A 26,756-nucleotide genomic window follows, 5' to 3' on the forward strand; every position below is an offset into this window, starting at 1 on the left:
AAATAAAAAAGCCGCTTTATAGAGGAGTTAACATGCAAATAAGGTTTGTTTCCAATAATGACTTCAAAGTAAATGAAGTCACAAAAATATTAGCAGAAGCAGGCGTTACGGTAATCTCAGCAAAATATTCTATCAATGGAATACAGACTGAAAATGTTAATGAATTGGTAAAAGACAAACTGCTAAAAGCCTTCAAAAAAGTCGGGCGTCCTGTTTTTGTAGAGCACACAGGACTTTATATTGAGAGCTTAAATGGCTTTCCCGGTGGTTTGACACAAATGTTCTGGGATAAATTAGAAGCCGATAAGTTCTCATCTTTACTAGGACACGCCAACAACCCTAGCTTAGTCGCTAAAACCACCATTGGTTACTGCGATACCAAAAAAATGCACTTTTTTGAAGGTGAGATAAAAGGGCGTATTGCTCCGGAACCCAGAGGAGACAGAGGGTTTCAATGGGATTGTGTTTTTATACCCGAAGGTGAAACGGAAACCTTTGCTGAAATGGGAGATAAAAAAAATGACATTTCAATGCGGAAAATTGCCTTTGACAAATTTAAAGAATTTTTAAAAAGGAATCATGCGTAATGGAAAAAGAAGCGATGGAACATTTACTCACTTCTTTTAAAGAAGGTAATGTCATTCTATTTGTTGGCGCAGGGGTATCGATGAACCTTGGGCTGCCATCATGGGATTCATTGATCGACAAGATAGCCGAAGATTTAGATTACGACCCTGAAATCTACAAAACATTTGGCGACCATTTAGCACTTGCAGAATACTATCGGTTAACGAAAGGCAGCATTGACGGGTTAAGTAGCTGGATGGATGAAAACTGGCATACTTCGGATATCGATGTATCAACCTCTAAAGTCCATGAAGAAATCGCAAAAGCGGAATTCCCCATCATATACACAACCAACTACGATAGATGGCTAGAGCACGCCTTTGATCATTACAAGATGCCTTATACCAAAATCTCATCGGTGTCGGATTTAAAAAAAGTCAAAGACAACACCACCCAAATCGTTAAATTCCATGGCGACTTTGATGATAACAAATCCATTGTTTTGGACGAAACAAGTTACTTCGAACGTCTTGGCTTCGAAACGCCTTTAGACATCAAACTTAGGTCAGATATTCTCGGAAAGTCCGTTTTGTTTATTGGATATAGTTTGGCTGATATCAACATACGGTTTCTTTTTTACAAATTATCCATGCTCTGGAAAGCCCATCACCTCGGTGAGGCGCAACCTAAATCCTATGTCTTTTCTCCCAAGCCAAACCCAGTACAAGAAAAGATTTTAGAGCAATGGGGCATCGAAATGATCTCTTCAGAAATCGAACACCCCGGTAAAGCTTTAGAAGACTTCCTGAGTAAATTTATGGGCAGTAGTGTTAATCGGTAAAAAACTATTCAGATGTAAGGATAACCATGTCACTTAAATCACACTTTACATTGATGGCTGAATACAACCAAATCATGAACCGCAACCTCTATGATGCGGCGAGTAAACTGAGTGTGGTTGAACTGACTACTGACCAAGGCGCTTTCTTTGGTTCCATCATCAATACCCTTAACCACATATTGGTTGGCGACATCATTTGGTTGAAACGCTTTGCGTCTCATCCTTTTGTGTCATTAGAATATGTAAGAGCATTGCCTCAGCCGACAGCATTAAATACGGTTTTATACGCCGATCTAGAAATACTGAAACAACACCGAGAAATATTGGATAATGTCATTGTGCAGTTTGCTTCTGAACTAAACGACGAAGTGCTTATTCAACCATTGATTTATCAAAATACAAAAGGTATCGAGCATCAGAAAAACTGCGCGCATCTTTTGCAACACTTTTTTAACCATCAAACTCATCATCGCGGTCAAGTATCAACGCTTTTATCCCAACAAGGCATCGACATTGGTGCAACAGATTTAGTGTTACTCATTCCTGATCTTGATTAATGTAGGTCGGAATTTATTCCGACAAGTCATTCATTTCACATCGTCAAACCAAAACCATTCGCTCGACGTTACTTTTTTAGATAATCGTTTGACCTCGTTCATCGGCTTTGTCTTGCCGATCCGTTCCCTCCCATTTCTTCAAGGGGAGGGTCAGGGTGGGGTTATTGTTTTTGCCCTAACGATTTCTATTTTTTTAAATAAAAATGGTAATTTTTAACAGCTCAATTTAAGTTATTTTAATATAGGCAAAATGTATTAATCGAAAGGCTATTTTTCAATTTATCTATTTTGTGCTCGTTTACACGTTTTAAGTAACTCGATTTTGCGCGTTTGTACTGGCAGAAAATGAAAAACAGCCCTAAAATCAATAATTAAGAATTTATCGTGCTGAGATAACAGGCGATGCTTTCCTGATAAAGAGAAGTGATAACGCGCACGCTCGTTTAGCCAGTTTTTGATTTTATGAATAACTTTATAAAACACTGAAAATTCAGTTGGTTATAAGGGAGTTTAGAAATTTTTATAAATGTGTAAACGCGCATGCGCACTATTAAAGATGTTAGGTATTCAAGGAAAGTATGGGTAGTAAATCTAGTAAACCGTACGATGAACGTACGTTAGAAGAAAAAATTAAATCGAACTGGAACAAGACAATTGGCTTGATGAAACGTGGCGAGTTTTCTACTGTTGTCATTCGAGCTGCTACGACTGTTGAACTTGCGGCTAATCTACTGGTTAAGCATGAGTTTCAGCATAATCGCCAACTTCCAGAGCATTTTGTTGATAACCTTATGATGTGGGCGAACGGTTTAATGGGTAAAGTTGACCGCCTACTACTTCCTATCTATAAGAATACTCCTGCCGAAGACTCCCTTAAAGAAGTTAAAAAACGCTCTAAAGACATAAACGACGAAAGAAACAATGTTGTCCATAGAGGCCAGTTTAAAGCTAAAAAAACTGCTGAGAAGGTTTTGAAAGAAGCTGAGTTTATAGTCAACAAATTCGCCGTACTTTCTGGGAGCACTCTTTCCATATCCGCAGAGATTAGTGACGAGGAAGAGGATACTTAACAAGGCCTTAAAGTCGGATTCGTAACAGTTGGCTCGGTTCCGCTTCGCTTCACATGTTAGCCAACTATTACTCACCGCTTAAGGCGGCGTTAGGCATCAGGTGCAATAATGGAAAAACCCGAGGAATTCGTAAAAATTGATCTTGATGATTCATTGAAGAAACGTATTGAGCTTCACTTGGAGTTAATGGATAAGCACGCCCTAAATATAATTAGATCCGCTGCAAAAATTGAAGTCATTCTTAATGAAGCTGTCAAAGCAAAGTTTGTAAACGAGATCGGAGTTCAAAAAGTAGTTGGCGATAGTCTGGCTAGATTAATACAATTGGCATTTGCACTTGGAGTAATAAAGCAAAAGACCTATGAGTCTTTGCTAAATTTTAAGAGCGTTCGAAATCGCATGGCTCACGGGGAAGAAACGGATCTACAGGTTAAGGACTTGCTCTCAATGCTTCTCTTTCTTGGTTCGGACGCAGAGCGTGTGGTTCAAGAAAAAGGCTCTTATCTGGCAGAATGGCATCAAATATCATTGGAAATATTGGTGGAACATGTTGAGGCCGAAGTAAATGCCTAACAAATTGCTCCATTTGACGCAGCAGTCTACGTTCCTTTTTGTGCGTTCGCTGCGCTCATTATTGCACAAAAATCCACTACAACCGCTGCGCAAATGAGCAAGGCGTTATGCTTACAAGAATAGTCTCGTGAAGCTCGAATAAAAAATACCACCATTAATCCTTGTTGTTATCTTTGCTACATGCATGTTTTTTACTGCTAAGGCTTGTATTGATTTCATCTTATTCTATTCATTCAACTTGGTTGCATTATTAATCTTTTTATTCATAGGGTTGCTGTTTATTTTATCCGGAGTGGTAGCATTTAAAAAACATAAAACAACTGTGAACCCTGTTAATACTGATAATATATTAACTCTTGTTAACTCTGGAATATATAAATACACAAGAAACCCTATGTATGTTGGCATGTTATCAGTCTTAATTGGTTACGTTATTTAGCTAACCCTTTAAACGTTATTTTTATCGCTTTATTTTTTTTCTCATGACTTTGGTGATCAAACCAAGACTAGAGCGTTTTCTTAGCCCTATAAAAATCTAATATTACGCAAACGGTTTTAGGTCAATCAATAGAAGAAGGTTATGGGGAGTCAAGTGCGTATAACTCAGGTGGCAGACATTGACACCTGAGTTATGGTATTAAAAATACAGCTTAAAAACGACCATCGTTATGACAGAGACAAGTTATATGCGTGCATATACTGGAAATGTTAAGCCGTAGTGTTAATACTTTGTTTTTGCTCGAGTCTTTTATTTGATGCATTTTTTACTGTTTAAACCATTCTGCTAATCTACGGGATACCATTCTGGCGGCAGAGGAGGCGGGTTCTGATTCACGAATTAATGCCGACCAGTCAAGACTGAGGGTTTCTTTTCCTAAACTTACGGCCGATACGGTTTTATTTTTAATCGCTGATTGAACTGCCCACCGAGATAATATACTGACACCAAAATTTGATGAGATTAGCTCGATTACCGCATCCGTGACTTCCACAACGGTAACTAAGTGAGGCACAACTCCAGATGGGCGGATAAAACGTTCATATTCGAACCCAGGTTGAGCTGACTTACTGTAAGTTAAATAGTCTTCACTTTCTAAGTCTGTGGCTTTTATAAAAGGTTTATTCGCCAACTTATGCTTTGGGTGTGTGACCAAGACAAGTTCGTCTTGAAACACCGGGATAGAGTCGATGCTGGGTGTGGCCAGATGCCCCGGAGCTAAGATGACATCTACGTCGCCGTGTTGAAGGTTTTTAAGCGGGTTCTGTGTGGCAGATGCAACCAACTCCAGTTGAATATGAGGTTCTTTTTTTGACATGACTTTTAAAAATGAAGGCAACCAGTGATAGCAACTGTAGGCGGCGATACCAATACGAACGACCGTGGTTTTGTTGGTTGCCATTTGCTGAAAATCAAACTCAGCACGCTGTAGCGCAGGAATAATCTGATTAGCCGTTTGTGTCATCGAACGCCCTGACGGTGTTTGTCTAAGTCGACGGCCTTCACGTTCAAACAATAATCCTCCCAATCGTCTCTCCGCTTCGGCGAGTCTATGACTTAATGCTGATTGGGTTATGCCTAGCACATCTGCTGCCTGCCTTAGGGTGCCTGTTCTGTCTATCGCATTGAGCATTTCCCAATGCTTGATGTCTAGTCTCATAAACTCACCTTGCTTCTTGGTATTTAGATTTCATTAATGATGTCTTATATATGCACAGTATTAATCAATAGGGTTTATTATTCATTATTTTTTTAATCAGTGGTGCGTTATCGTTTTGTCTCAATAGAATGGAATGAAATCGAGATGAAACAAGAATCTACAATGGACGGGCAGTATTTGGTTTTAATGGCCGCTTGCTTTTATGGTCTAAATCCTTACTTTGCCCAGCAGTTATTTAAGGATGGCTTAGGTGCTGAAATGGTTAGCTTGTACCGATTCATTTTACCTGCGATGTTTTTCGTTTTCTGCTTACGTGTACCGCGAGAAAATCGAGCGGAAGCGTCTAGAAGTTTAGTATTAGGCTTAGTAAGCGGCGTGTCTATTTTTGGGTATTTTCATGCGTTGGATACGATTCCTGCGGCGACTGCAATTCTTATTTATTACAGTTATCCCTTTTTCAGTGTCTTGATTGGTTGGCTGATTTTCAAACGAGCCCCTTCTCAAAATACTTTGGTATCCGCAGCGCTAGTGCTTATTGCGGTGTCTTTAACGATACGACCTGAGTCATTACCAGAAGGTTCTTTGTTGGCTGTTGCGGCTTGTTTTTTAGCGCCTTTGGCGGTGGCAACTCAAGTGCAGTATTTGTCTAAACCGAAACGAAAAATACCAACACGTAGCCGAATGGCGTGGATTACCATTGGGCATGTTGTGGTGCTGTTACCAATCGCTATGTGGATTGGCCCTGTTCAAATATTGCCAGCGTCTTCGATGGGTTTCCTTTCTGTATTGGGAATTGCCTTGTTAGCGGCTGTGATTCCTCAGTTGTTGTTTATGTTGGGAGCACCTAAATCCTGTGCAGATAGAAATGCTTTAACAGGGTCATTAGAGTTGGTAGTGGCGTTAATAACAGGTGCGGTTTTATTAGGTGATCATTTAGACAGATTAGAAATGACGGCGATGGTGTTAATTGTATTGGCCTTGTTTATCAAGCAAGTGAAAGATAAACCTGTTATCGAGAGCGCTTTGCAAAGCAGGTAGCTTTGCAAATTAGGTAAGCCTTTAAAAAATGTTGTCGTTTTCGATTTGTGAAAACGACAACATCTTTTAGTCTTTATCGTATGTTACTTTTCTACGATCCCCGCTGATTTTATAAGCGGTGCCCATGTACTGATTGAGTCAGCAACAAATTGAGTATATTCCGCACTGGTCATTGCGCTGTGGGTAATGCCCAGTTCTATTAATCTCTCTTTAACTTCGTCGCTTGAGAAAATGGCTAGGACCGTATCGTTAATAGTTTCGGTTGTTTTAGCGTCCATTCCTGCTGGTGCGGAAAGGCCAACCCAGTTTTCAATGACAACATCATAACCTTGCTCACGGAATGTTGGAACGTTTGGTGTTTGAGGGTTACGTTCTGGAGAAGCTATGGCGATGGCAATAGCCTCTTTATCCGCAATCATGTCTTTGTTCTGGACAACCATGTCGTAGAACATATCGAGAACACCTGCACGGAAATCTTGTATAGCAGGAGAGCTTCCTTTGTATGGAACATGAATAGACTGAATACCTAGTTTCGCATCAACTGCTTCACCAAGAATATGAGATATAGAACCAACACCACTTGATCCATAGGCTAACTCTTTCGATTTTGCGTATGCAATGTATTCTTCCACAGTGTTGATGCCTAACGTTGGTTGAACAAACAATCCTGGTGCTGAGGCACCAATATAAGCAACGTGAGTAAAGTCTTCTATTGGCTCATAAGGAATACTTTTGAACCGTGTTGGCGAAATAGTAAAAGGCGCATTATTTGCGAGTAGTAGTGTTGTGCCATCTGCCGATTGACGGCTAACATAATCGGCCGCTACTGTGCCTGCCGCACCAGGTCGATTATCGACAACTGCTTTTTGACCGTAGTCAGAATCTAGATGTTTTGCCAATAGACGAGCTACAAGATCACTGGTTCCACCTGGTGGAAATGTCACAACGATTCGAACTGGTTCACTGCTCCATGACCCTGGCGCAGCGATAGATACAGGAGCGAATGTCAGTGCTAGTGCTGCTAATCCAGCTCCTAATAATACTTTCTGATTATTTATCATTTTTTGTTCCTCTGTTATTTCGTAAGTTGAGAAGATGACGTTTTAAAGCGACGATAGTTTGAAATTGATTTGTAGGCAGTGAAGGCAAGAATTCCCACTGTTATTGCGATTAAGGTCGCACTAATAGGACGTTCAAAAAAGACCATTGCATCCCCTCTAGAAAGAAGCATTGAACGACGAAGGTGTTCTTCCATTAGTGGTCCTAAGACGAAACCAATTAAGAGCGGCGCGGGCTCAAATTTGTATAAACGCATCACATACCCAATGGCCCCTATAATTAAGGTTAACCAAATATCGAATACGTTATTGTTTAGGCTGTAAACCCCCATGCAAATAAGCACAATGATGGTCGGGTACATGTACTTGTAAGGAATTTGTAACAAGCGAACCCAAATGCCGATAAGAGGGATGTTTAGAATAAGCAGCATAATATTACCGATTAGAAAACTGGCAATCAGTCCCCAAAACATATCTGGCGCTTCTGTTAATAACCTTGGCCCGGGGGTTATACCGTGAATCATTAACGCACCAATGACGAGAGCCATTGGAGGGCTGCCGGGGACACCGAGGGTTAATGTCGGAATAAACGCTGTCTGTGTCGCTGAATTATTGGCAGCTTCAGGTACCGCAACAGCGGGAAGAACTCCTGTTCCAAATTTTTTCTTTTGCGGAGAAATACGTTTTTCAACGGCATAGGCTATCGCTGCTGCAATGGTTTGCCCAGTTCCTGGTAAGGCGCCAAAGAAAGATCCGATAGCACCGCCACGTAGAATAGGTGAAAAAAGCGATTTCCATTCAGATTTAGAAGGGTAGAAGTCGTTGTAATCAATGGATTGTGTTGCACTGCCTTTTTTGTTGTCACGTATTGATGCAATTAATTCACTGACACCGAATAGGCCCATGGCGACAATAACAATATGAATACCATCACGCAGCTCTGGAATGCCCATCGTAAATCTTTGATCACCTGTCGTCAGGTCAATGCCTATACTGCCGAGCATCAAACCTAGAACCACCATAGTGATACCTTTTAACGCACCTCCGTTACTTACTGCAGAAGCAGCGACTAAACCGAGTAGAATGACGGCAAAATAGTCAGGAGGGCCAAAAGACAACGCCAACTGAGCGAGTGAAGGCGCCAACACAGCCATTACCAGCATGCCGATCATTCCACCACCAAAAGAGGCAATGGCAGTAGAAAAGAGTGCTACACCAGCACGGCCTTTTTTAGCGAGAGGGTAGCCGTCAATGCATGTGATTGACGCCGCAGGAGTGCCGGGTATGTTCATTAATATCGAAGCAATAGAACCACCGTATTCAGCACCATAATAGACACCTGCAATCATGACTAAAGCGGAAGTCGGATCTAAATAAAAGGATAAAGGTAAGATCATGGCAATAGCGGCAAGTGACCCAATACCCGGCAGTACGCCAATAAAGGTGCCAAGAAAGACACCGATGAAGCAATACATCAAGTTTTCTGGCTGTAAAACAATGGATAGCCCTTGTGCGAAATTCGCTAAAATTTCCATCGTTAAAGCCCCACGAAAGGTTTAAAAGGTAAGTTAAGCAACTCAATGAATAGAATCCAACAAACGGCACCGACACAGCTTCCAAGAATAATTTTACCAACTAGAGATAAGCTTCGGTCTGGTAAGCTCGCGACAAATACTGTTAGAAATGCCGCTGGAACTAACCCTAATTTCTCGGCTGTTAATGCAAAAACAGCTAATGCGGAACAGATGGCACAAAAACCAATCCAATCTGGTGTACTTGCTAAACCATCACCACGTAATTCATAGAAACAAATAGCAAGTGATAGCGCCCCTAGAATCATACCCGTGATAAAAGGGAATGCCCCTGTTCCTAACCTAAATGGTGAACCAAGTCCTAAACCTATACCGCCGACTATAAAAATAATGCTGACAATAAAAAGGATAATTCCCCCAGTCGCGCCAAACCATACAGAGGGATCAGAAACTGTATTACTGCATTCAACTGCGTCTATTTTTTCGTTTTGAAGACTCATTATGATTGTTTACCTATCTATTCTTGGGGCTTGTTGTGTCATCAATGCTTAAAAATATCTTAATACGTGCGGCACTAACGGCATGTATCTGTTCAATAGCGTTCTTCATTTCCGAAGCTCGATTACCAGCAAGGCGCGTTTCAAAGTTTTTTATCACACTTTCCATGTTTGTATGGCGCGCAAGAGCGACAATAAAGGGGAAACCAAACTTCTCTTGATATTGGGCGTTCAAAGTGACGAGGTGTGTGCGATGTTCGTTATGCTGTGATGTCAAATCAAAACGGCCTTGTTCTTGTTGTGATGCGCTGGTCATGGAAAGTGATTTGTTTGGTGCAAGCTCTGGGTGTGCTCTAAAAAGGGTAAGAGATTCTTCTTCATTTAACTTGAGTAATTCACAAAGAATGGCATCGCAAAGAGCGTGTGAATCTGCAAAAGGGCGATGCTTAGACACTTTTTCTGCGATGTGTGGTGCTCGTTCGATTAATGGGGAAATCATCGAAACGGCTAGATCGTCGCCTGCATTATTAAGTTTAGAAAGAGTATTCATATGGCCCTAGAATCTATTGATTTAAATAGAGACTAGGGCGTTATTTCATTCCCGTCTATAGAATAATATCGAACCTATCATTCTAATTATTAGAATTTATATGTAATTATGTATTTATATTGTTAAGATATTAGTCCGTTGTTTGGTCGCTCTAATAACTGTTCAGCAATATGAATGATTTTCGTACCAACATCGGATAGCGGCATTTGTGCGTTTGATATGACGGCAATGGATTGTTGAAAAAGGTCTGTATCACTGATTGGAATAAATTTTAGTAAACCAGATTTGATCTCGGGCCCAGCGTCAATTTCAGATGTGACTGATACATACTTCCCTGACACAGCAAGTAACTTCATTAGTTGTACTGAACTAACAACCATAGAGTTAACGGCTTTTTCAAAGATCCATCCATGGCGTGCTTCTAACAGCTTTCTGATGGGAAGGGAAGCGCCTTGAAATGCTACAGGGAAAGTGACAAATTCTTCTAGAGTTATACTTTTTTTAGCTGCAATAGGGTGATCAGGTGCGGCTATACAGCCTAACGGAAATTCTTTTGACCAATGATAAATAAGGTCAACATCGGGCTTAGGGTTCGCGACTATAGCAATGTCGAAGTCTCCGTTTATGACCCCTTTTACAGCACGATCAGGGCTGGTAATCTCGAACTCTGTTTGGACTCGTGGAAATCTATGGCTTATCTCACTTGCTAGTTCTAATGCTAAACCGTTTACCATTCCATCCATTGTGGCAATCCGGATTTTACCGTATTCGATCCCTCTATTTGCTTGCATTAGGGTCCAAAGTTTAGCGCTATCGAATCGCCAGTTTCGTGCTAAATCCAATATTAATCGACCCGCTGGCGTAAGCACCATACCTTTTACATTGCGATCGAAAATTAATTCTCCTAAATCCTCCTCTATGGTTATGATTTGACGATGAATTGCCGAAGCGGATATTCCTATTTCACGAGAAGCCGCCTGAATTGATCCAAGGTGAGCAACCTGTTCGACATATTGTAAGGAGCGAGGAACTAAATGCAGAGCCATTTTCTTTGTCTCATATAATGAATAGGGATCGAGAGTACTAAGTCCATTCTATAAAAGAGAATAAAAAATAAAAGAGATTTTACTAAATAGAACAAATAAGGCGCTTGTTTTTAATTGCGTCTTAATTGGTGTGGTATTTTGGCTGCAATAAAAGAGAGCTGTCACAACGAAAGTGTCTAGGCTGTTGAGTCATTGGATCTACGAACGAGAGTTCTTTTGCTAGCAGCTGCAGCGGTGCTTCATAGTTATCTGCTGACTCTGGCTGTAATTCTGTTCCTAGTGGCAGATAGTATTTGTCATTTAATATCGACCAGCCCAGAGTCTGCATATGGAGGCGTAATTGGTGCGTTTTTCCGGTTATTGGTCGTAGTTCAAATAACGCCTTCTGATCTGTTTGTTGTACACAGCGAATCATTGAATGACTGTTGGCTTCGCCTTCGGTCACCTTCATAAGAAAGCTCGGTTCAGACTTCTCAATACGATTTTTAATCTCCCATTCTTTACCCACTAAATTTTCTACGAAACGGTTGTTGGAACTGGCAATCGCTTGGTAGGTTTTATGTATTTGTTGGGTTTTAAATAACTGATGATAATCATGGAGTGTGTCTAGGTTTGTAGAAAATATGACTAATCCCGCAGTGACCCTGTCTAGTCGGTGTAAGGCTTGTAAGTGCTTGATACCAGTGCGGCGACGTAAACGGTTTTGAAGGCATTCATTCACATAAATTCCGCCGGGTGTAACAGGCAGAAAATGGGGTTTATACGCCACTAGAATATGTTTGTCCTGAAACAGTATGGTTTCTTCAAAAGGGACAATTGGTTCATCTTGAACCTCTCTATAATAATAGACGCGTTGCTGAGGCCGAAGGAGGGACTGAGGGTTTATGAATGAGCCATCATGCCAATGGATTTTTTTATCGATCATGCGCTGTCGCCAAATATTAGCATCAATATAAGGGAATTTAACAATCAAGTATTCCAGCACTGTGGCGACGCCGGGGTCTGTCTGAGGTAAACTTAGCTTTGATGGATTTTCTGAAATTGCCATGTAGCGATACAAACCTTCGACTATAGTGTGCGATTTATGGTGACTATAACATGACCTTGATTATGCGAGCTCATGTTAAGTGGTTTATGAAGAGATAAAATATGCAGCGTCCTACTAAAGAGCAGATAAGAGAGTTACCCATGTATGTGGGGCTTGATCTGTTAGATATTAAGATTATTGAAAATGAACAGGATGCGGCTGAGGCATTAAAAGAGCTAGAAAACGAAACTTGTTTAGGGTTCGATACAGAAAGCAAGCCGATTTTCAATAAAGGCCAAGTGAGCCCTGGACCATCGTTAATTCAAATAGCCACAGAATCAAAAGCGTTTCTGTTTCCTATTCGTTTTCCTGCTGCTGTGTCTGCAGCCGCAGAAATCTTAATCAATCCGGCCATTATGAAAGTCGGTTTCGGCATCAAAGACGACAACAAAGAGCTGCGTAATAAACTCAATATCGACATTGTGAACACACAAGATTTATCCTTTACCTTAAAGCGCCTGATTGGCGATAAAAATACTATAGGAGCACGTTCTGCGGTGGCGATGGTGCTTAAGGCTCGTTTAGGGAAGGGCGCGCAAAAATCCAATTGGGGGGCTTACCCTCTTAAAAAAAGCCAGATTCTGTATGCTGCTAATGATGCTCATGCTGCCATTTGTGTTGAAAAAGCATTATCTGCATTGGTTTAAATACACTAGTTTAAATACATCTAAGGAAACACTTTGAGCCAATCTGAGATCACTTTTTTCCAGCGCTTTGAAGCCGATATTCTTTTAGGAAAGAAAACCATCACAATTAGAGATGAATCGGAAAAAGACTATGTCCCCAATAGCGTTGTACAAGTGTCGACTTATGAAGAAGGACGTTGGTTTTGTGAGCTTAAAATACAATCAGTTAACGCCATAAAATTTAGTGAGTTATCAGATTTTCACGCCACGCAAGAGAACATGACACTTTCTGAGTTGAAAGATATTATCCAAGACATTTATCCAAATATCGAAAAGTTGTATGTGATTTCATACGAGTTTATTGGTTAGTTATTTTTTTGATTCCATTAGACTATTTATTAAATTTATCTCTTCAAACTTTTACTATTCATTTCAATATCTTGGGCATGAAATCTGCATATAGACTTTATTAAAGAAGATGTTTATTCTGAATTTAATTGAAAATTATTTTATAGGAAAATACTATGAAAAAACCTAGTTTACGCCATTCAGCTCTACTCTCCAGTGTCTTAGTTTCATTGGTTGCGGGAGTATCTGCTACTGGTGCATCAGCAGAAACCTTCCGCTGGGCTTCCAATACAGATCCACAAACTATGGACCCACATGCTGTAAACTCGGCACCAGTATTGTCCTTTTTGAATAATGTTTATGAAGGTTTGGTACGACGTGGTGAAGCGATGGCTATCGAGCCATCATTAGCAACGTCTTGGGAACCGCTAGTTGGTAAAAATGGCTGGCGCTTTCATTTACGTAAAAACGTTACCTTCCAAGATGGTGCTGCTTTTACTGCGGAAGACGTATTATTTTCTTATCAACGGGCTTCTAGTGAAGCGGCTGATGTTCGTTCATGGTTCGCGCCAGTTGCTGACGTCAAGGTTGTTGATGAATACACGATTGATTTTGTGACAAAGGCACCTAATCCTCTTTTCCCTGATTCTATCGCTAACTTCATGATTTTGGACAAAGGCTGGGCTGAGAAAAACAATGCTGCTTTGCCAGCAAGTGATGCTGAAAACTTCGCTACTATGAATGTGAACGGCACCGGGCCTTTTGTTTTATCAAGCCGTGATCCAGGCGTTAAAACCGTTTTAAAACCGTATTCTGGCTGGTGGGATACAGCGACACATAATGTGACAGAAGCGGTCTTTACACCAATCGGTAACCCTGCGACAGGGATTGCAGCTTTACTTTCAGGCGAAATCGACTTTATTCAGCCAATTCCGTTGCAAGATGCTAAACAAGTTGAAAGTCGTAAAGGCTTTAAAATTTTAGAAGGTGAAGAAACCCGTGTCATTATGTTTGGTTTCGGCCATGAGCACGAAAAACTGCTTTATTCTTCTGATGTAAAAGATGCGAACCCATTTAAAGATCCTCGAGTTCGTCTAGCCGCATCTCATGCGATTAACATGGCTTCGATCGATCGAGTCTTGTTCCGTGGCAAAATTGAAGCCGCATCTCAATTAGTACCAGCTGGTATCTCAGGCTATTCTGAGGAAAACGCCGCTCGCCATGAATACGATCCAAAACGTTCGAAAGAGTTGCTAGCAGAAGCGGGCTACCCAAATGGCTTTAGCTTTGGCTTAAAATGTACCAATGATCGTTACATCAACGATGAAGCTTTGTGTCGTGCCGCAGCGTCTATGTTGAGTGCCGTTGGTCTAAAAGCGAAATTAAGCACGGGCCCAGTTCGTGATTACTGGACGCAATTACGTGCGGATGATTTCGATATGTACTTGTTAGGTTGGTCACCAGGTACCTTTGATATGGAACACCCAATTCGTTTCTTGTTACATAGCCAAGATGATGTGAAAAAATTGGGTTCTTGGAACTTCGGTAATTACTCAAATGCACGTGTTGATGAGTTACTTCCATTGATTCAGCAAGAAATTAATCCTACCAATCGTCAAAACTTAATTGATGAAGTTGTGTCTATTTCGCAGAAAGAGGCGGCGTATATCCCCCTTTATACTCAACCATTAATTTGGGCGACAAAAGAAAATGTTGATATGACGCAACGTGCTGATAACTTCTTCTTATTGCGTTGGGTTACTGTGAATTAATTGAAGAAGCCTTTATAAGGTTAAGGTACGAGCTAATACCTTGTTGAAGATGAGCGTATTTCCTTCTTCAGTAGGGTATTAGCTTTACTTTTTTAGACGGCATTGTTTTTAGACGCTATTAGTTTCGTTTGCTCTGTCATCTAAAACACCTTCTAACATAAAAAATTAACGGTTTAAAAGTTGAACATTGATGTTTTATTTTATTTATAAGCGACTCATCCAATCTGTGTTTGTGATGCTCGCGGTGGCTTTTTTAGCCTTCTCTTTGTTCCGCTTTGTTGGGGACCCGATTACGCAAATGACGGGTGTGGAAACCTCCGTTGTCGATCAAGAAAGATTGCGTGAAGAGCTAGGGCTGAATGACCCCTTCATTAGCCAATTTGGCAGATTCACTGTCGATATGTTACAAGGCGACTTTGGTTACTCGTTTCGTACTCGTCAACCTGTTGCTGAAATGATCGCCAGTCGTATTCCTGCAACGCTTGAATTGGGTGTTGTTGCATTGCTCATTTCACTGGTAGTTGGTATTCCCGCCGGTGTTTATACCGCGTTACGACCACGGGGCGTTATTACTCAAACCATACTAATGACCACGCTTATTGGTATTTCTATACCGACTTTTGTTATCGGCATCATGCTTATTTTCTTATTTGGCGTACAGCTAGGGTGGTTGCCTACTTTTGGTCGAGGGGAAACCGTCAATATTGGTTTCTGGGAAAGTTCTTTCTTTTCTATTGATGGTTGGCGTGCGCTTATCTTACCTGCGGTTACCCTTGGTGTTTATCAACTCACATTGACCATGCGTTTGGTGCGAGCACAAATGATGGATGTGATGCGATCTGATTATATTCGCTTCGCTACCGCTCGTGGTGTGCCCATGAGACAGCTTTATTTCCGACATGCGCTAGCGAATACTATGGTGCCTGTTATTACCATTATTGGTTTGCAGTTCGGCGGTGTTATCGCGTTTTCGATTGTTACCGAAAGTGTTTTCCAATGGCCGGGAATGGGCTTGTTGTTTCTTGAATCTATCCGTTTTGTTGATATCCCTGTGATGGGGGTTTATTTGGTTGTCATCGCTTTTTTCTTTGTGGTGGTGAACTTGCTTGTTGATCTTTTGTATGTGGCCATTGATCCACGTCTTCGAGTGTAGGTAGGGAGATGAATATGAAAGAATTTATTAAGCGCTCAGAAGGTCTTTGGCTGTTTACTCGTAGCCCTGCGGTTATGGTTGCGGCGGTTATCGCTATTCTGATTTTTATTGGCGCTGCATTTGCGCCTTGGATTGCGTCTGTTAATCCTTACGATTTAGGCTCGTTTAGTTTGATGGACGGATTACTTCCGCCGATTTGGCAGGAAGGCGGCATCTCACAATTTATGTTGGGTACCGATGATCAAGGGCGAGACATGATCTCGTCGATTTTATACGGTGCACGTTTGTCTTTGCTGATTGGCTTGTCTGCCATGGCGATTGCTACCGTGCTTGGCGTTGGACTTGGCCTTGCTGCTGGATTTTATGGTGGTCGTTTCGATGCCATCATTATGCGTATTGCCGATATTCAGCTCGCTTTGCCTGCCATCTTAACGGCTTTATTGATTGATGGCATTGCTCGCGGAATCTTACCGCCAGAAGTACAGCAAGATTTGCGTGTTGTCGTTTTAACCCTTGCGATTGCTTTATCCCTTTGGGTGAATTTTGCCCGTACTGCCCGTGCTTCTACTTTTGTAGAGATGAACAAAGAATACGTGCAGGCCGCTATTATTATGGGGCAAGGTCCAATTCGTATTATGTTTATTCATATCTTGCCGAATATTTTGGGGCCACTTTTGGTCATTATGACAGTTGACCTTGCTTCCGCGATTTTGCTCGAAGCGACCTTGTCATTCTTGGGCATTGGTCTTGCGGCGGACAGTCCATCATTAGGCACACTTATTCGTATTGGCATGCAGTTTATGTTGTCAGGTGAGTGGTGGATTTTATGGATACCGACTTTATTCCTTGTGGCATTAGTTGTCTCTATTAATACGCTTGGTGATTTCATGCGTGATGTTTTTAATCCGGGGTTACGCTAATGCTCACAGTAGAAAACTTAACCGTACGTTTTCCCACTCGATTTGGTGATACGACGGCCATCGAGAATATTAATATAAATGTCCAAGCGGGTGAGATTCACGGTCTTGTCGGTGAAAGTGGTGCGGGTAAATCCACCGTTGGCGCAGCTGTTATTGGTTTGTTGCAAACACCGGGTTATATCTCTGAAGGCAACATCATGTTGGGCGATACGGACTTGCGTGCCTTGGATGTGAATCAAGCCCATGCGTTGCGTGGCAAACGTATTTCGATGATTTTCCAAGATCCGCAAACCAGCCTTAACCCTTTGATGACGGTTGAAGAACAGTTGGTTGAAACCATTTTGGCCCATGAGAAAATGTCAGCGGATGAGGCTCGTACTCGCGCCATCGACTTGCTCGAAGAAATCGGTATTAAAAATGCGGCAGAACGCATCAAATCTTGGCCACATCAGTTTTCTGGTGGTATGCGTCAACGTGTGGTGATTGCACTGGCGCTTTGTACTAATCCTGAACTCATTATCGCGGACGAACCTACCACAGCACTGGACGTTGCTGTACAAAGCCAAGTGCTGGACTTGATCCGCTCATTGGCAGACAAACGAAAAATTGGCTTTATCCTGATCACTCACGATATTGGTGTTATTGCACAAATTGCTGATCGGGTGACTGTTATGCGCAATGGTCATGTCGTTGAATCGGGCGAAACCGCACAAGTATTGGGTCGTCCTAAGCATGCTTATACACGAGCTTTAATGAGTGCTGTGCCGCCAATGGATCATAAAATTGATCGATTCAGTGTGCCGGCTACAGAAGGCATTGAAGGTGCTAGCGTTTTTACCGGCGATCTTGCTGAGCAATGGTTACTTGAAGAAAAAGATTTACCTGAAGACGAGCAAAAAGAGCTTTCAATCGGTTTATCAATTGAAGCGCTAGACGTTCGCTTTTCTGGAACACGAAAATCATTGTGGCGTAAACCAGAGGACTTTATTGCTCTCGATAAAATCAGCTTTAACGTCAAGCCTGGTAGTATTATGGGGTTGGTTGGTGAAAGTGGTTCAGGTAAATCTACTGTCGCTAAAACCATCACGGGACTGATCACTCCTAATAGTGGCACCATGATGCTTGGTAACGAAATATTACCGGCAGGAAAGTCGCGTAGCCGTAAACATGCTTCTCGTCGAATTATTCAAATGGTGTTTCAAGACCCTTATTCAAGCCTAAACTCGCGCCACAAGATTGGCTCGATTTTGACAGAGCCGCTTTGGTTCTACGGTTTAGAAAAAGACCCAGAGAAACGCCAAGAGCTTGCAGCTTCTATGCTTGCTTTGGTTGGTATGGCACCAGATGCGATCGATAAATACCCACATCAATTTTCTGGTGGTCAGCGTCAACGTATTGCCGTGGCACGAGCGTTATTGGCTCGACCACGATTCTTGATATGTGATGAGCCGACTTCCGCATTGGATGTATCTATTCAAGCTGAGATCCTCAATCTTTTGAAAGATCTGCAATCGAAGTTTGGACTGACTATTTTATTTATTAGCCACAATCTTTCAGTGGTTCGACAAATGGCCGATGACATGGTTGTACTACGTAATGGCGTGATCGAGGAGGCGGGTAAAACCGAAGATCTATTTGAGCGCCCACAGGCGGAATACACCAAAAAACTGCTGTCCTTGACGCCTGTGATGCCGAAAGACTGGGCATGCTAATGTAGTAATATTTTTCTTGATAGGTTGAGTCTTTAAACGACTTATTTTGTCGCGAGTTTAAGACTATCAATGGAGTTTAATGATTTTAGGGTGAGAGCTATTTTAACGGTAAGCCTTTTGTTCGTATGTGCAATGTTGTTCTAATTTAGCTTGGAGTACTGACTTCTCTTAGTTGTTTTATAAGAGACATCAGTACTCCATCTTCACTGTTCAGTTTTTATTTGTTTATTGAAGAGATACAGATTTTTAACTTATCCTTCTTGTCTATGATTTATTACTTTTTAGCAACCAACCACTTATCCAACTCTTTGATTTTATCTTCTGTTAGATCGCCTGTGGCTTCTAACAAACTAAGCTTTTTCAACACAAAATTGTATCGATACTGCTCGTAAGTGTTCTGAGCATCGTAAAGATTAGATTGCGCATCTAGTAGTTCTACAAGGTTACGAGTACCTACATCGTATCCTGCTTTTGTTGCTTCAAGCGCGCTGGTTCTTGAACGAATAAGTTGCTGCTGTGCTGCAACTTGAGCAACGGACGTTTGTAGATCTAAATAAAGACTACGAATGTTTAGTTCAATAGCTTGTAGTGAACTTGCTCTTTGTTCAATCACTGATTCGGCTTGAGCAGAAGCTTGGCGTACGGACGCATTAATCGAACCACCGCTGTAAAGCGGAATGCTGACACCTAGTGCAACAGAGGCGGAGTTCGTTACGCCATCGGTATTAAATGTTGAATTTGTATAGTCATTATCAACACGAGATAATGCGCCTGTAATTGCAACGGTTGGTGTGCGGCCGTTGGCTTTTTGAATGTCGATGTTGTTTTCTGCACTAGCAACAGAAAGATTTAATATGCGTAATTCTTTGTTGTCACGGCGAGCCTTAGTGAGTAAAGAATCAACTGTCATTCCTGATTCAAGGCGGATTGGGTAATCCTTTGCTAATTCAGGAATGCTATTTAATGTTTTTCCTGTTCTTTGATAAAGTGCATTTTGAGCAACAGATACCGCTGATTGAGCGCTTAGTTGTGTGACTCGTACAGAATCATATTCTGCTTGGGCATCTTGTAAATCCGTAATAGACGCTAGACCAACTTCATATTGCTTTTTAGCACGATCAAGCTGACTTTCTGTACTTTTTACCAAAGCTTCAGTCGTTTGCAGAGTGGATTGTGCAATCAATAAATTGAAGTATTCATTCAATGTAGTGAGAACTAAATTCTCTTCTGAGTTTTCAAAGGCAATACCTGCACTGTCAAAATCCAACTCTACTGCATCAACCGCATAACCCAATGCTGGAGAATAAATCGGGTAGTTTAAAGAAAGCGCCAGCGTATTGGATACATTGTCATAATCGTCAGAAGGGCTGCCTATGTCATCATAGCCCAGCTCACCACTAAAGGTGATGCTAGGGTATAAGCTGCCTTTGGTGACGGTTACACTTTCTTTTTGTGCTTTGTAAGTCGCTGCTGCGGCTCTTAAGCCTGGGTCATTTTGCTTGGCAAGCTTGTAAACTTCGTAAATGCTTTCCGCATGAACTGTCGCACTGCTTAGGGCAACTGTCGCTATTAACGATGGTATAATATGCTTTTTCATAGATCTCTGTGGGCCCGTAGTATGAAATATAGTTATAATAGTACCTCAAGTGTTTTGCTTTCGGCAGTGCCATTCTTGCTATATCTATTATGACTGTTGACAATATCATAATGAAATATTTTACATAGTCTTACAATGTGGAAAATTAATGCAACAGTCATTCCTTTATCATTCTGCTTTTTCTATTTATAAGACTATTTTCTGATTCTGTTCTTTGTATTCGCTTTTTAACTTAGTTATTCAGTTCAATTTTATAAGTAATTGTCTTTTTTGAATTGGCTTTTATTTTTCCTGAAATTTCTATGCTATTGGCATTCAATTGAGCGACATCGCTTTTTTCTAATATTTGTATAATGCCATTTGTGTTTTGTACGATCGAATAGTTTTGTTCTTGATTTGAGTGATTTTGAATGGTGGCTTCCCAAGTTTGAGTGCTAGGAAGTTTTTTAGATGACGACTCAACTAACGTAATATAGCCAGTAATGTCTTGGCTTTTGTTCGTAATGACCTCTACTGAATTATTGGCTCGTACCGTGTTCAATGCAACAGAGTTGCCAGGGATGAGTAAGTTATTTCTTTTCCAGAATGTTTTGTATTCCCCTGGAAGTCCGTCTTGTTCTAGTGTAAACCCTAGCTGGTTATAAAAACTAATGTCGATTTTTCCTGTGCTATTGCTGTGAGTATAAAGTGAACCAGTTTGGACTTTACTGTCGATTGAACTGCGGCTACTTGGTAATGAATAAAGGGTATTTGAGTAAGGCGCGATCGATAATACAGGGCCGTTTAGTGGATAACTTATTTCATTGTCCTGATACTCGACACCTTGGTTTGCCGAATCCATCGCCATTAAGCTGCGCTCTGCTTTGAATACTTGGGGACTTGCCGTTCGAGAATAATGTAGCAAACTGTCTTGGATCTCTATGACGGCACTCGAGTTGTTATGCAATATAGCTTGTTGTGAAAGCGATACTTGATTGTCGTCAAATATTAAACTCAGTTGCGGTGTCCATGAGAGTTGGTTGGTTTGATAGCTGACTTGGTAAGGAACAGATGTTGTTTTTGTACTGTCGTTTTTTTCGAGGGGAATGAGGTAGAAATCACTCATAGGTAAAGAGGTTAATCTTTTGTTAACAGATATTAAGAAAGAGCGCTCACCGTTCTCTATGCTTGTCAGAACACCTGTATAACTCAAATCTCGCTGTTTGTGCTCGACTCTAATTTTCTGGCCAATTTCGTCAAACCAGTTTTTATTCTCGGTATTCTGTAAATTACTAATTGGCAAGAAGCTGTCTTGAAGAGGGAGTACAGTTCCAGTGTTAGGCACAAGACTCATTTTCTTTCCACTTTCAACAACTTGACTATTACTCAATCCAATCACGGCATTTATCGGTGCAGCAAGAATCGATGAAGAAGTTGCGCCTAAAATAATACTAACGCAAAAGAATGAATGTGCTGTTTTCATAAGTAGAATCCTTTTTATTTATATTCAATCACACAAGTAGTCGTGATGGAGATTGACACATGGTACCCTAAAATTATTATGCAATAGCAAATTAATCGAGCAAAAATAAGGGTTTGAAGTGGGCAAAAAATTACTCATTATTGACGGTTTAAATTTGATTCGACGTCTTTATGCTGCGCTTGAATCAGAAAAAGACTTAGATCGTCGAGTTGAGCGGACGCAAAGTATTTCAATTGATGCATTGGCAAAGCTGACGCATCAGTTTGATCCAGCTTATGCTGTGGTTGTGTTTGATTCCAACGGAAAAACATGGCGACACGAAGTTTACCCTGAATATAAATTGGGCCGTGTTCCGATGGACGATAAGCTCTTAGAGTCTTTACCTGAATTCGCCAAAATCTTTCGTTTTAATCGTTTGCCCTGTTTACGATTAGATGGTTGGGAAGCGGACGATCTTATCGCGACACTTGCGGTTAAGGCTGCTCAACATAATATAACTTCTTACATTGTTTCTACTGATAAAGGTTTCACTCAGTTACTGAGTGATGACCATATTCTTCAATACGATTATTTTGCCCGGTTAGGTTACGATAAAATCTGGGTGCCAGGTAAATATGGCGTTGAACCTCATCAATTAACGGATTATTGGGCTTTGGTGGGCGATACCACGAACCGAATCCCTGGTGTTAAGGGGGTTGGTCCTAAAACAGCGTTAAGCATTATTAATGCCTTTCCAACCATAGAAGACATCTATAATAATTTGTCTTCTTTCCCCGAGCGTACCCAGAAGCTTTTAGCTGGTGGTTATGATCAGTGTATTAAGTCGCGAGCTTTGGTTGCTCTGAAAACTGATGTTGATATTGGTATTCGCCTTTCTCAACTTTCGTATTTGAAGGTTAATACGGTTAAAATAAAGCCTTAATGACTTTTGATTTTTGTTTTTAAATCATCAAATCCAGCCAAGATAAATACGAAGACTTCGTTGATAACGTGTGTGGCTTCTTGAAAAATTGTGTCTGGATTTTGTTGGCATAAGGTTGAGTCTTTGGTGCTTTGCTTTATTTCTGCAATAAACATAGTAAGCCGTCTGTCTGTTGATCTAGCAAGCGACAAAGTGAGGTTTCTATGATGCTCTTCTATTTTTCCTAATGTAAATAAAAGTTGTAATTTCTTGTCAGCACTCATCTCCTGCTTTGCTGAGACTTGTACAGAAAGTGCTCGAATTTGACCTAATGCCTCAGCCAGTTCAGGTAAGGTTTTGACTAGCTGTTGTGCCGAATTTCGTATGTATTCATGATGATTGGATGTTAATGAAAATTCATCGGCCATGTCCCAGACAGCGTCAAGCTGACGAGTGATAAGGCCAGAGTGTAGTTGGAAGCTTTCTGCGCTGGTTATTTCATTGTTTTTGATTAAGCGTTGCCATTGTTTAAATGGGTAATGTGCGCTGAGTGATGTTGGGTAGTTATGAGTTTTTTCAAAGGACAGTAGGTTAGAGTAAAGGGTATTGATATTTTCCTCCAAAATTGGGAGCTTAGCTTCAAAGTCTAGTTTTCCATTAAGAAAGCCTGAATGCATTCCTCTATGTTGTTGGGTGAATTTAATCAATTCAATAAATACAGTAATTCCTGAAACGCCCATTAATGTACGTTCTTTAGAAGCTTTCTTGGACCATATTTGTCGACCTATAGCCATTAATATAATAGTTAGGCAGGTAAGGAAAAAAAGGCTTGTTAACATCATACTTCTGTCTCCTTTTGCTCTAATCGAGAAGAAAGCCATTCCATGTATTTGACCATGTCTTTTGTGTCTTTACTGGCTTGGCTGTGCTGTTCACTTACCACAGCGATGTTCTGTAATCGTTCCCTCATTTTTGTATTAGCAACACCAAATTCAGTGATGAGTTGGGTTGAATGCGTTATTTCTTTTTGTGTTGATTGTGCCGCATCATGAATAGATATCAAAGATGCTGCTGCAGTATCCGAACCTGTTGCTGCGCTGGTGGCAAGCTCAATTAATTTCCAACTGGTTTGTTCTGATGTGTTTACTTCAGAGGCAATTGAGGTGACTAAACGACCAATATCCTGGGCCGCATTTTCTGTGTTCTCGGCCAATAGCCTGACCTCGTTTGCAACAACGGCAAAACCTCTTCCTGCATCACCCGCTCTTGCCGCTTCGATTGAAGCGTTTAATGAAAGTAAATTAATTTGTGAGGTGATTTGTTCTATCGTAGTGACAAATTCACTAATATCTTGTGTCGTCTTTATTAGTTGTGTCATTTGTGCCTGATTATGAGCAACCGTAGATTGTATTAGATGAATTTGTTGTTTTAACTCTTCCAATGCAACTTGGCCTTGTTCTGATTGTTGTCGAGTTTGATTAGCCATTGTTGATGTCAAATTGATTCTGGCGAGAATATTTTCAATTGTGATTGCCATTTCTTGACTGCTGATAACGAGAGCGTTTAATGCAAGATGTTCTTCTTGGGCTCCATTGGCAACGACATTAGATGAATTCTGAAGTTCTGTGGCGGTATAACGGGTTTCTTGTGAGCAACTTTGTAATAAGTGATTTTTTCGGCTAAGTGCGCGCAATAGGATGTTGATATGATGAGCTAACGTATTAAATTCAGTGTCGTTATAAGACAAATTAACGGCATCACTATGTTCAAAATTAGTTAGATGTTGGGTGAGTTCTTTAATACGTAACCGTGTTAATTCGCTAGAAGACATTGCAAAATAGACTAGCAAGCAGGTTGTTAAGACGACAATAATGTTCGCTTCTATGAAGAAGTGTGGAATCAAAATAGCCGAAACTGTGATTACGCCCAATAATAAAACAATCAACAAACGTGCGTAGTAGGGCAGCGCAGCTATTAAAATAGCCCCTGGAGTTAGTAACATAGCAATTCCTTTGAATGAAAAATGGGCACTTGAATCTACTTCTTTCTGTTGTAACTTAGATTTTGATAAGGATGAAATTCATAATACTTGCCGTTTTTTATTAATCGTCACTAGTCGTCAATTGAAGCTGAATTAAGTCATCGTATTAGAAATAGGGGGCAGATAGACAAGCGTTCCCTGAGGCTTTCCTAATTAATAAGAAACCTAATCAGATACTACTGAACGATACAGCAGTGGGCGACGTTGCCATTAATGAGGTTAACCGGCATTGGCTAACAAAGTGGTTAATATCAGTGTTTAAAATATTAACGCTGTAATTTTTATTGCAAAAAAAACGCCAAGAAATTTCTTTAATCAAAAATATCCCCTTCTGTATCTGTTTCTGTAATTTCCCCCTTTTTTTGTATATCAAATACGGGCTTAAATAGGCTTTTTTTGGTCATAAATGGTTCTGCTTTTCGTGTGCGTTCCTTTTTGGTGCGTTCACTTCTTAAATAAAGAGCACAGAAATATTTCTCTAGGAGAGAATATATTTATTGAGCCTCTTACTCACAAGCGATGAGAGGCTTATAATGTCGGTATTTTAAGACAACAGATAAATGAGATATTTATGTCAGAGGTAAGAACACGCATTGCGCCATCACCAACGGGTGATCCACACGTTGGTACAGCTTACATCGCGCTATTTAATATGGCGTTTGCACGTAAAATGGGTGGTAAATTCATTTTACGTATTGAAGATACCGATCAAACTCGTAGTACGCCAGAATCTGAAAAAATGATTCTAGATGCTTTGCGTTGGTTAGGACTTGATTGGGCGGAAGGTCCAGATGTTGGTGGTGAATATGGCCCTTATCGTCAAAGTGAGCGTGGTGATATCTACGGTCAATATGCTTTGGAATTGGTTAATAAAGGCCATGCTTTTTATGCGTTTGAAACAACAGAAGAGTTGGATCAAATGCGTATTGAACAAAAAGAGCAGGGCTTGCCGCAGAAGTATGATGGTCGTGCTTTAAAGTTAACGCCAGAAGAAATTCAAGCAAAGTTAGACGAGGGTGTGCCATATGTAATACGCATGAAAATTCCTGAAGAGGGCACGTGTGTCGTTCAGGATATGTTGCGTGGCACAATTGAAATTGACTGGACTCAGGTTGACATGCAAGTGTTGCTGAAGGCTGATGGCATGCCGACTTACCACCTAGCGAATGTGGTAGATGATCACTTGATGAAAATCACCCATGTCATTCGTGGTGAGGAATGGATTAACTCAGCGCCTAAGCATATCTTGTTGTATCAATATTTTGGTTGGGATATGCCAACCTTGTGTCACATGCCTTTGTTGCGTAACCCTGATAAATCAAAATTATCAAAACGTAAAAATCCAACGAGCATTCTGTATTACCAACGTATGGGTTACATGGCGGAAGCTGTGATTAACTATCTTGGTCGTATGGGGTGGTCTATGCCTGATGAGCGTGAAAAATTCTCATTAGACGACATGGTTGAAAACTTTGATATTCAACGTGTTTCCCTTGGCGGACCTATTTTTGATGTCGAGAAATTGAGTTGGTTAAATGGTACTTGGATTCGCGAGAATTTGACGCCAGAAACCTTTGCTCAAAAATACGTTGAATGGGCGTTGAATCCTGAATACTTAATGAAGATACTTCCATTGGTTATTCCTCGTGTTGAAACTTTCTCAGATGTTGCTGATGTTGCCGGTTTTTTCTTAAAAGGCATGCTACCTATTACGAAAGAAGATTTCGCTTCCGTTAAGATGGAAGAAGAAACGCTTCGTAAAGCGATGCAGTTTGCCTTGTGGCGTTTAGAGATATTGAATAAATGGGAAAAAGACGAGATATTCAATGAAATGAAAACACTTGCGCAAACACTTGAAATTAAGCCGAAAGACTTTTTTGCGCCGCTGTTCGTTGCTATTTCAGGCACAACCGCGTCGGTATCCGTATTCGACTCTATGGCTATTCTAGGCTCTGATATTTCCCGTGCACGTATGCGTACAGCGGTGAATGTATTGGGTGGGCCATCTAAGAAAGAAGCTAAGCGTTGGGAAAAAGAGTTCGCTGCGTTGTAAGTGTGTCTTTTCAATAATCGTATGTAAGCAAATAGCTTAGCGAGTTATTAAGCAATAAAAAACCGGCTTCAATGTGAAGTGACCCCCAATAGTTGGA

The 26,756-nt window shown here is 40.9% G+C and carries 26 protein-coding genes; 15 read left to right on the forward strand and 11 right to left on the reverse strand.

Going from position 1 to position 26,756, the window contains the following annotated elements; genetic code table 11:
• Nucleotides 1-32 precede the first annotated feature (32 nt).
• From MUS1_RS07735 to MUS1_RS16380, 6 genes are all read left to right on the forward strand, one after another.
• Nucleotides 33-587 (forward strand): non-canonical purine NTP pyrophosphatase, encoded by a 555-nt coding sequence (locus MUS1_RS07735; RefSeq protein ID WP_036160847.1) that lies wholly within the window; start codon nt 33-35, stop codon nt 585-587.
• Nucleotides 587-1,408, forward strand: a complete 822-nt coding sequence (locus MUS1_RS07740; protein ID WP_245595776.1) for an SIR2 family protein — start codon at nt 587-589, stop codon at nt 1,406-1,408. The genes MUS1_RS07735 and MUS1_RS07740 overlap by 1 nt, the downstream gene beginning before the upstream one ends.
• Before the next feature lie 26 nt (nt 1,409-1,434).
• The gene (locus tag MUS1_RS07745; protein WP_036160850.1) at nt 1,435-1,965 is read left to right on the forward strand and encodes a DinB family protein; all 531 of its coding nucleotides are present in this window, start codon (nt 1,435-1,437) and stop codon (nt 1,963-1,965) included.
• 578 nt (nt 1,966-2,543) lie between these two features.
• Nucleotides 2,544-3,035 (forward strand): hypothetical protein, encoded by a 492-nt coding sequence (locus tag MUS1_RS07750; RefSeq protein ID WP_051436172.1) that lies wholly within the window; start codon nt 2,544-2,546, stop codon nt 3,033-3,035.
• 108 nt (nt 3,036-3,143) lie between these two features.
• Nucleotides 3,144-3,608, forward strand: a complete 465-nt coding sequence (locus tag MUS1_RS07755) for a hypothetical protein (RefSeq protein WP_036160852.1) — start codon at nt 3,144-3,146, stop codon at nt 3,606-3,608.
• A 184-nt stretch (nt 3,609-3,792) separates the two neighbouring features.
• A complete protein-coding gene (locus MUS1_RS16380) occupies nt 3,793-4,047 on the forward strand; it encodes a methyltransferase family protein (RefSeq protein ID WP_084035587.1) in 255 nt (84 codons plus the stop codon).
• 325 nt (nt 4,048-4,372) lie between these two features.
• Here the strand turns inward: MUS1_RS16380 and MUS1_RS07760 are convergent, their stop codons facing one another.
• Nucleotides 4,373-5,266 (reverse strand): LysR family transcriptional regulator, encoded by an 894-nt coding sequence (locus tag MUS1_RS07760; RefSeq protein WP_036160854.1) that lies wholly within the window; start codon nt 5,264-5,266, stop codon nt 4,373-4,375.
• Nucleotides 5,267-5,410: 144 nt separating this feature from the next.
• Between MUS1_RS07760 and MUS1_RS07765 the strand changes: the two genes are divergently transcribed.
• Nucleotides 5,411-6,304, forward strand: a complete 894-nt coding sequence (locus MUS1_RS07765; RefSeq protein ID WP_036160855.1) for a DMT family transporter — start codon at nt 5,411-5,413, stop codon at nt 6,302-6,304.
• An 83-nt stretch (nt 6,305-6,387) separates the two neighbouring features.
• On the opposite strand, the gene MUS1_RS07770 is transcribed toward MUS1_RS07765, so the two are convergent.
• The 6 genes from MUS1_RS07770 to MUS1_RS07795 form a co-directional block, all read right to left on the reverse strand.
• Nucleotides 6,388-7,365 carry a Bug family tripartite tricarboxylate transporter substrate binding protein gene (locus MUS1_RS07770; RefSeq protein ID WP_036160856.1) on the reverse strand — a complete coding sequence of 326 codons (978 nt, stop codon included), beginning with the start codon at nt 7,363-7,365 and terminating at the stop codon, nt 6,388-6,390.
• A gap of 14 nt (nt 7,366-7,379) precedes the next feature.
• A complete protein-coding gene (locus MUS1_RS07775) occupies nt 7,380-8,897 on the reverse strand; it encodes a tripartite tricarboxylate transporter permease (protein ID WP_036160857.1) in 1,518 nt (505 codons plus the stop codon).
• 2 nt (nt 8,898-8,899) lie between these two features.
• Entirely contained in the window at nt 8,900-9,394 is a 495-nt protein-coding gene (locus MUS1_RS07780) for a tripartite tricarboxylate transporter TctB family protein (RefSeq protein WP_036160859.1), read from the reverse strand.
• A gap of 13 nt (nt 9,395-9,407) precedes the next feature.
• The gene (gene uraD / locus MUS1_RS07785) at nt 9,408-9,941 is read right to left on the reverse strand and encodes a 2-oxo-4-hydroxy-4-carboxy-5-ureidoimidazoline decarboxylase (protein WP_036160862.1); all 534 of its coding nucleotides are present in this window, start codon (nt 9,939-9,941) and stop codon (nt 9,408-9,410) included.
• 122 nt (nt 9,942-10,063) lie between these two features.
• Nucleotides 10,064-10,987, reverse strand: a complete 924-nt coding sequence (locus tag MUS1_RS07790; protein ID WP_036160865.1) for a LysR family transcriptional regulator — start codon at nt 10,985-10,987, stop codon at nt 10,064-10,066.
• Between the two features lie 121 nt (nt 10,988-11,108).
• Nucleotides 11,109-12,035 carry a pseudouridine synthase gene (locus MUS1_RS07795; protein WP_036160868.1) on the reverse strand — a complete coding sequence of 309 codons (927 nt, stop codon included), beginning with the start codon at nt 12,033-12,035 and terminating at the stop codon, nt 11,109-11,111.
• Nucleotides 12,036-12,136: 101 nt separating this feature from the next.
• Between MUS1_RS07795 and MUS1_RS07800 the strand changes: the two genes are divergently transcribed.
• From MUS1_RS07800 to MUS1_RS07825, 6 genes are all read left to right on the forward strand, one after another.
• Nucleotides 12,137-12,721 (forward strand): 3'-5' exonuclease, encoded by a 585-nt coding sequence (locus MUS1_RS07800; RefSeq protein WP_036160871.1) that lies wholly within the window; start codon nt 12,137-12,139, stop codon nt 12,719-12,721.
• Between the two features lie 33 nt (nt 12,722-12,754).
• Nucleotides 12,755-13,069, forward strand: coding sequence for a N(4)-acetylcytidine aminohydrolase (yqfB, locus tag MUS1_RS07805; protein ID WP_211236442.1), 315 nt, complete (start codon nt 12,755-12,757; stop codon nt 13,067-13,069).
• Nucleotides 13,070-13,224: 155 nt separating this feature from the next.
• The gene (locus MUS1_RS07810) at nt 13,225-14,820 is read left to right on the forward strand and encodes an ABC transporter substrate-binding protein (protein WP_036160874.1); all 1,596 of its coding nucleotides are present in this window, start codon (nt 13,225-13,227) and stop codon (nt 14,818-14,820) included.
• A gap of 190 nt (nt 14,821-15,010) precedes the next feature.
• Entirely contained in the window at nt 15,011-15,973 is a 963-nt protein-coding gene (locus MUS1_RS07815; RefSeq protein ID WP_036160876.1) for an ABC transporter permease, read from the forward strand.
• 14 nt (nt 15,974-15,987) lie between these two features.
• Nucleotides 15,988-16,893 carry an ABC transporter permease gene (locus tag MUS1_RS07820; protein WP_036160878.1) on the forward strand — a complete coding sequence of 302 codons (906 nt, stop codon included), beginning with the start codon at nt 15,988-15,990 and terminating at the stop codon, nt 16,891-16,893.
• On the forward strand, nt 16,893-18,605 hold the full coding sequence (locus tag MUS1_RS07825; protein WP_036160880.1) for a dipeptide ABC transporter ATP-binding protein: 1,713 nt from the start codon (nt 16,893-16,895) through the stop codon (nt 18,603-18,605). The genes MUS1_RS07820 and MUS1_RS07825 overlap by 1 nt, the downstream gene beginning before the upstream one ends.
• A gap of 274 nt (nt 18,606-18,879) precedes the next feature.
• On the opposite strand, the gene MUS1_RS07830 is transcribed toward MUS1_RS07825, so the two are convergent.
• Complete coding sequence (locus tag MUS1_RS07830) at nt 18,880-20,202, reverse strand: TolC family outer membrane protein (protein ID WP_036160882.1); 1,323 nt, start codon at nt 20,200-20,202, stop codon at nt 18,880-18,882.
• A gap of 232 nt (nt 20,203-20,434) precedes the next feature.
• Complete coding sequence (locus MUS1_RS07835; RefSeq protein ID WP_036160883.1) at nt 20,435-21,664, reverse strand: hypothetical protein; 1,230 nt, start codon at nt 21,662-21,664, stop codon at nt 20,435-20,437.
• 118 nt (nt 21,665-21,782) lie between these two features.
• On the opposite strand from MUS1_RS07835, the gene xni reads away from it, so the two are divergent.
• Complete coding sequence (xni, locus tag MUS1_RS07840; RefSeq protein WP_036160885.1) at nt 21,783-22,586, forward strand: flap endonuclease Xni; 804 nt, start codon at nt 21,783-21,785, stop codon at nt 22,584-22,586.
• Here the strand turns inward: xni and MUS1_RS07845 are convergent.
• Nucleotides 22,583-23,407: a hypothetical protein gene (locus tag MUS1_RS07845; RefSeq protein ID WP_036160886.1), complete on the reverse strand. Its 825-nt coding sequence runs from the start codon at nt 23,405-23,407 to the stop codon at nt 22,583-22,585. The two genes, xni and MUS1_RS07845, sit on opposite strands and share 4 nt — an antisense overlap.
• Nucleotides 23,404-24,567 (reverse strand): methyl-accepting chemotaxis protein, encoded by a 1,164-nt coding sequence (locus MUS1_RS07850; protein ID WP_036160888.1) that lies wholly within the window; start codon nt 24,565-24,567, stop codon nt 23,404-23,406. The genes MUS1_RS07845 and MUS1_RS07850 overlap by 4 nt, the downstream gene beginning before the upstream one ends.
• A gap of 610 nt (nt 24,568-25,177) precedes the next feature.
• Here MUS1_RS07850 and gltX point away from each other — a divergent pair.
• Nucleotides 25,178-26,659, forward strand: coding sequence for a glutamate--tRNA ligase (gene gltX, locus MUS1_RS07855; protein ID WP_036160891.1), 1,482 nt, complete (start codon nt 25,178-25,180; stop codon nt 26,657-26,659).
• Nucleotides 26,660-26,756 lie beyond the last annotated feature (97 nt).

Source organism: Marinomonas ushuaiensis DSM 15871, from assembly GCF_000521805.1.
Lineage (GTDB): Bacteria > Pseudomonadota > Gammaproteobacteria > Pseudomonadales > Marinomonadaceae > Marinomonas > Marinomonas ushuaiensis.

Bases quoted from the DNA above. Each gene is read 5' to 3' on its own strand.
- MUS1_RS07790 (WP_036160865.1), bottom strand. From the start codon at position 10,987: ATGGCTCTGCATTTAGTTCCTCGCTCCTTACAATATGTCGAACAGGTT.
- MUS1_RS07835 (WP_036160883.1), bottom strand. From the start codon at position 21,664: ATGAAAACAGCACATTCATTCTTTTGCGTTAGTATTATTTTAGGCGCA.
- MUS1_RS07755 (WP_036160852.1), top strand. From the start codon at position 3,144: ATGGAAAAACCCGAGGAATTCGTAAAAATTGATCTTGATGATTCATTG.
- MUS1_RS07780 (WP_036160859.1), bottom strand. From the start codon at position 9,394: ATGAGTCTTCAAAACGAAAAAATAGACGCAGTTGAATGCAGTAATACA.
- MUS1_RS07845 (WP_036160886.1), bottom strand. From the start codon at position 23,407: ATGATGTTAACAAGCCTTTTTTTCCTTACCTGCCTAACTATTATATTA.
- MUS1_RS07735 (WP_036160847.1), top strand. From the start codon at position 33: ATGCAAATAAGGTTTGTTTCCAATAATGACTTCAAAGTAAATGAAGTC.
- MUS1_RS07745 (WP_036160850.1), top strand. From the start codon at position 1,435: ATGTCACTTAAATCACACTTTACATTGATGGCTGAATACAACCAAATC.
- MUS1_RS07825 (WP_036160880.1), top strand. From the start codon at position 16,893: ATGCTCACAGTAGAAAACTTAACCGTACGTTTTCCCACTCGATTTGGT.
- MUS1_RS07740 (WP_245595776.1), top strand. From the start codon at position 587: ATGGAAAAAGAAGCGATGGAACATTTACTCACTTCTTTTAAAGAAGGT.
- MUS1_RS07775 (WP_036160857.1), bottom strand. From the start codon at position 8,897: ATGGAAATTTTAGCGAATTTCGCACAAGGGCTATCCATTGTTTTACAG.
- MUS1_RS07760 (WP_036160854.1), bottom strand. From the start codon at position 5,266: ATGAGACTAGACATCAAGCATTGGGAAATGCTCAATGCGATAGACAGA.
- MUS1_RS07770 (WP_036160856.1), bottom strand. From the start codon at position 7,365: ATGATAAATAATCAGAAAGTATTATTAGGAGCTGGATTAGCAGCACTA.
- MUS1_RS07810 (WP_036160874.1), top strand. From the start codon at position 13,225: ATGAAAAAACCTAGTTTACGCCATTCAGCTCTACTCTCCAGTGTCTTA.
- MUS1_RS07815 (WP_036160876.1), top strand. From the start codon at position 15,011: ATGTTTTATTTTATTTATAAGCGACTCATCCAATCTGTGTTTGTGATG.
- MUS1_RS07850 (WP_036160888.1), bottom strand. From the start codon at position 24,567: ATGTTACTAACTCCAGGGGCTATTTTAATAGCTGCGCTGCCCTACTAC.
- MUS1_RS16380 (WP_084035587.1), top strand. From the start codon at position 3,793: ATGTTTTTTACTGCTAAGGCTTGTATTGATTTCATCTTATTCTATTCA.
- MUS1_RS07765 (WP_036160855.1), top strand. From the start codon at position 5,411: ATGAAACAAGAATCTACAATGGACGGGCAGTATTTGGTTTTAATGGCC.
- gltX (WP_036160891.1), top strand. From the start codon at position 25,178: ATGTCAGAGGTAAGAACACGCATTGCGCCATCACCAACGGGTGATCCA.
- MUS1_RS07820 (WP_036160878.1), top strand. From the start codon at position 15,988: ATGAAAGAATTTATTAAGCGCTCAGAAGGTCTTTGGCTGTTTACTCGT.
- MUS1_RS07750 (WP_051436172.1), top strand. From the start codon at position 2,544: ATGGGTAGTAAATCTAGTAAACCGTACGATGAACGTACGTTAGAAGAA.
- MUS1_RS07795 (WP_036160868.1), bottom strand. From the start codon at position 12,035: ATGGCAATTTCAGAAAATCCATCAAAGCTAAGTTTACCTCAGACAGAC.
- MUS1_RS07830 (WP_036160882.1), bottom strand. From the start codon at position 20,202: ATGAAAAAGCATATTATACCATCGTTAATAGCGACAGTTGCCCTAAGC.
- MUS1_RS07800 (WP_036160871.1), top strand. From the start codon at position 12,137: ATGCAGCGTCCTACTAAAGAGCAGATAAGAGAGTTACCCATGTATGTG.
- uraD (WP_036160862.1), bottom strand. From the start codon at position 9,941: ATGAATACTCTTTCTAAACTTAATAATGCAGGCGACGATCTAGCCGTT.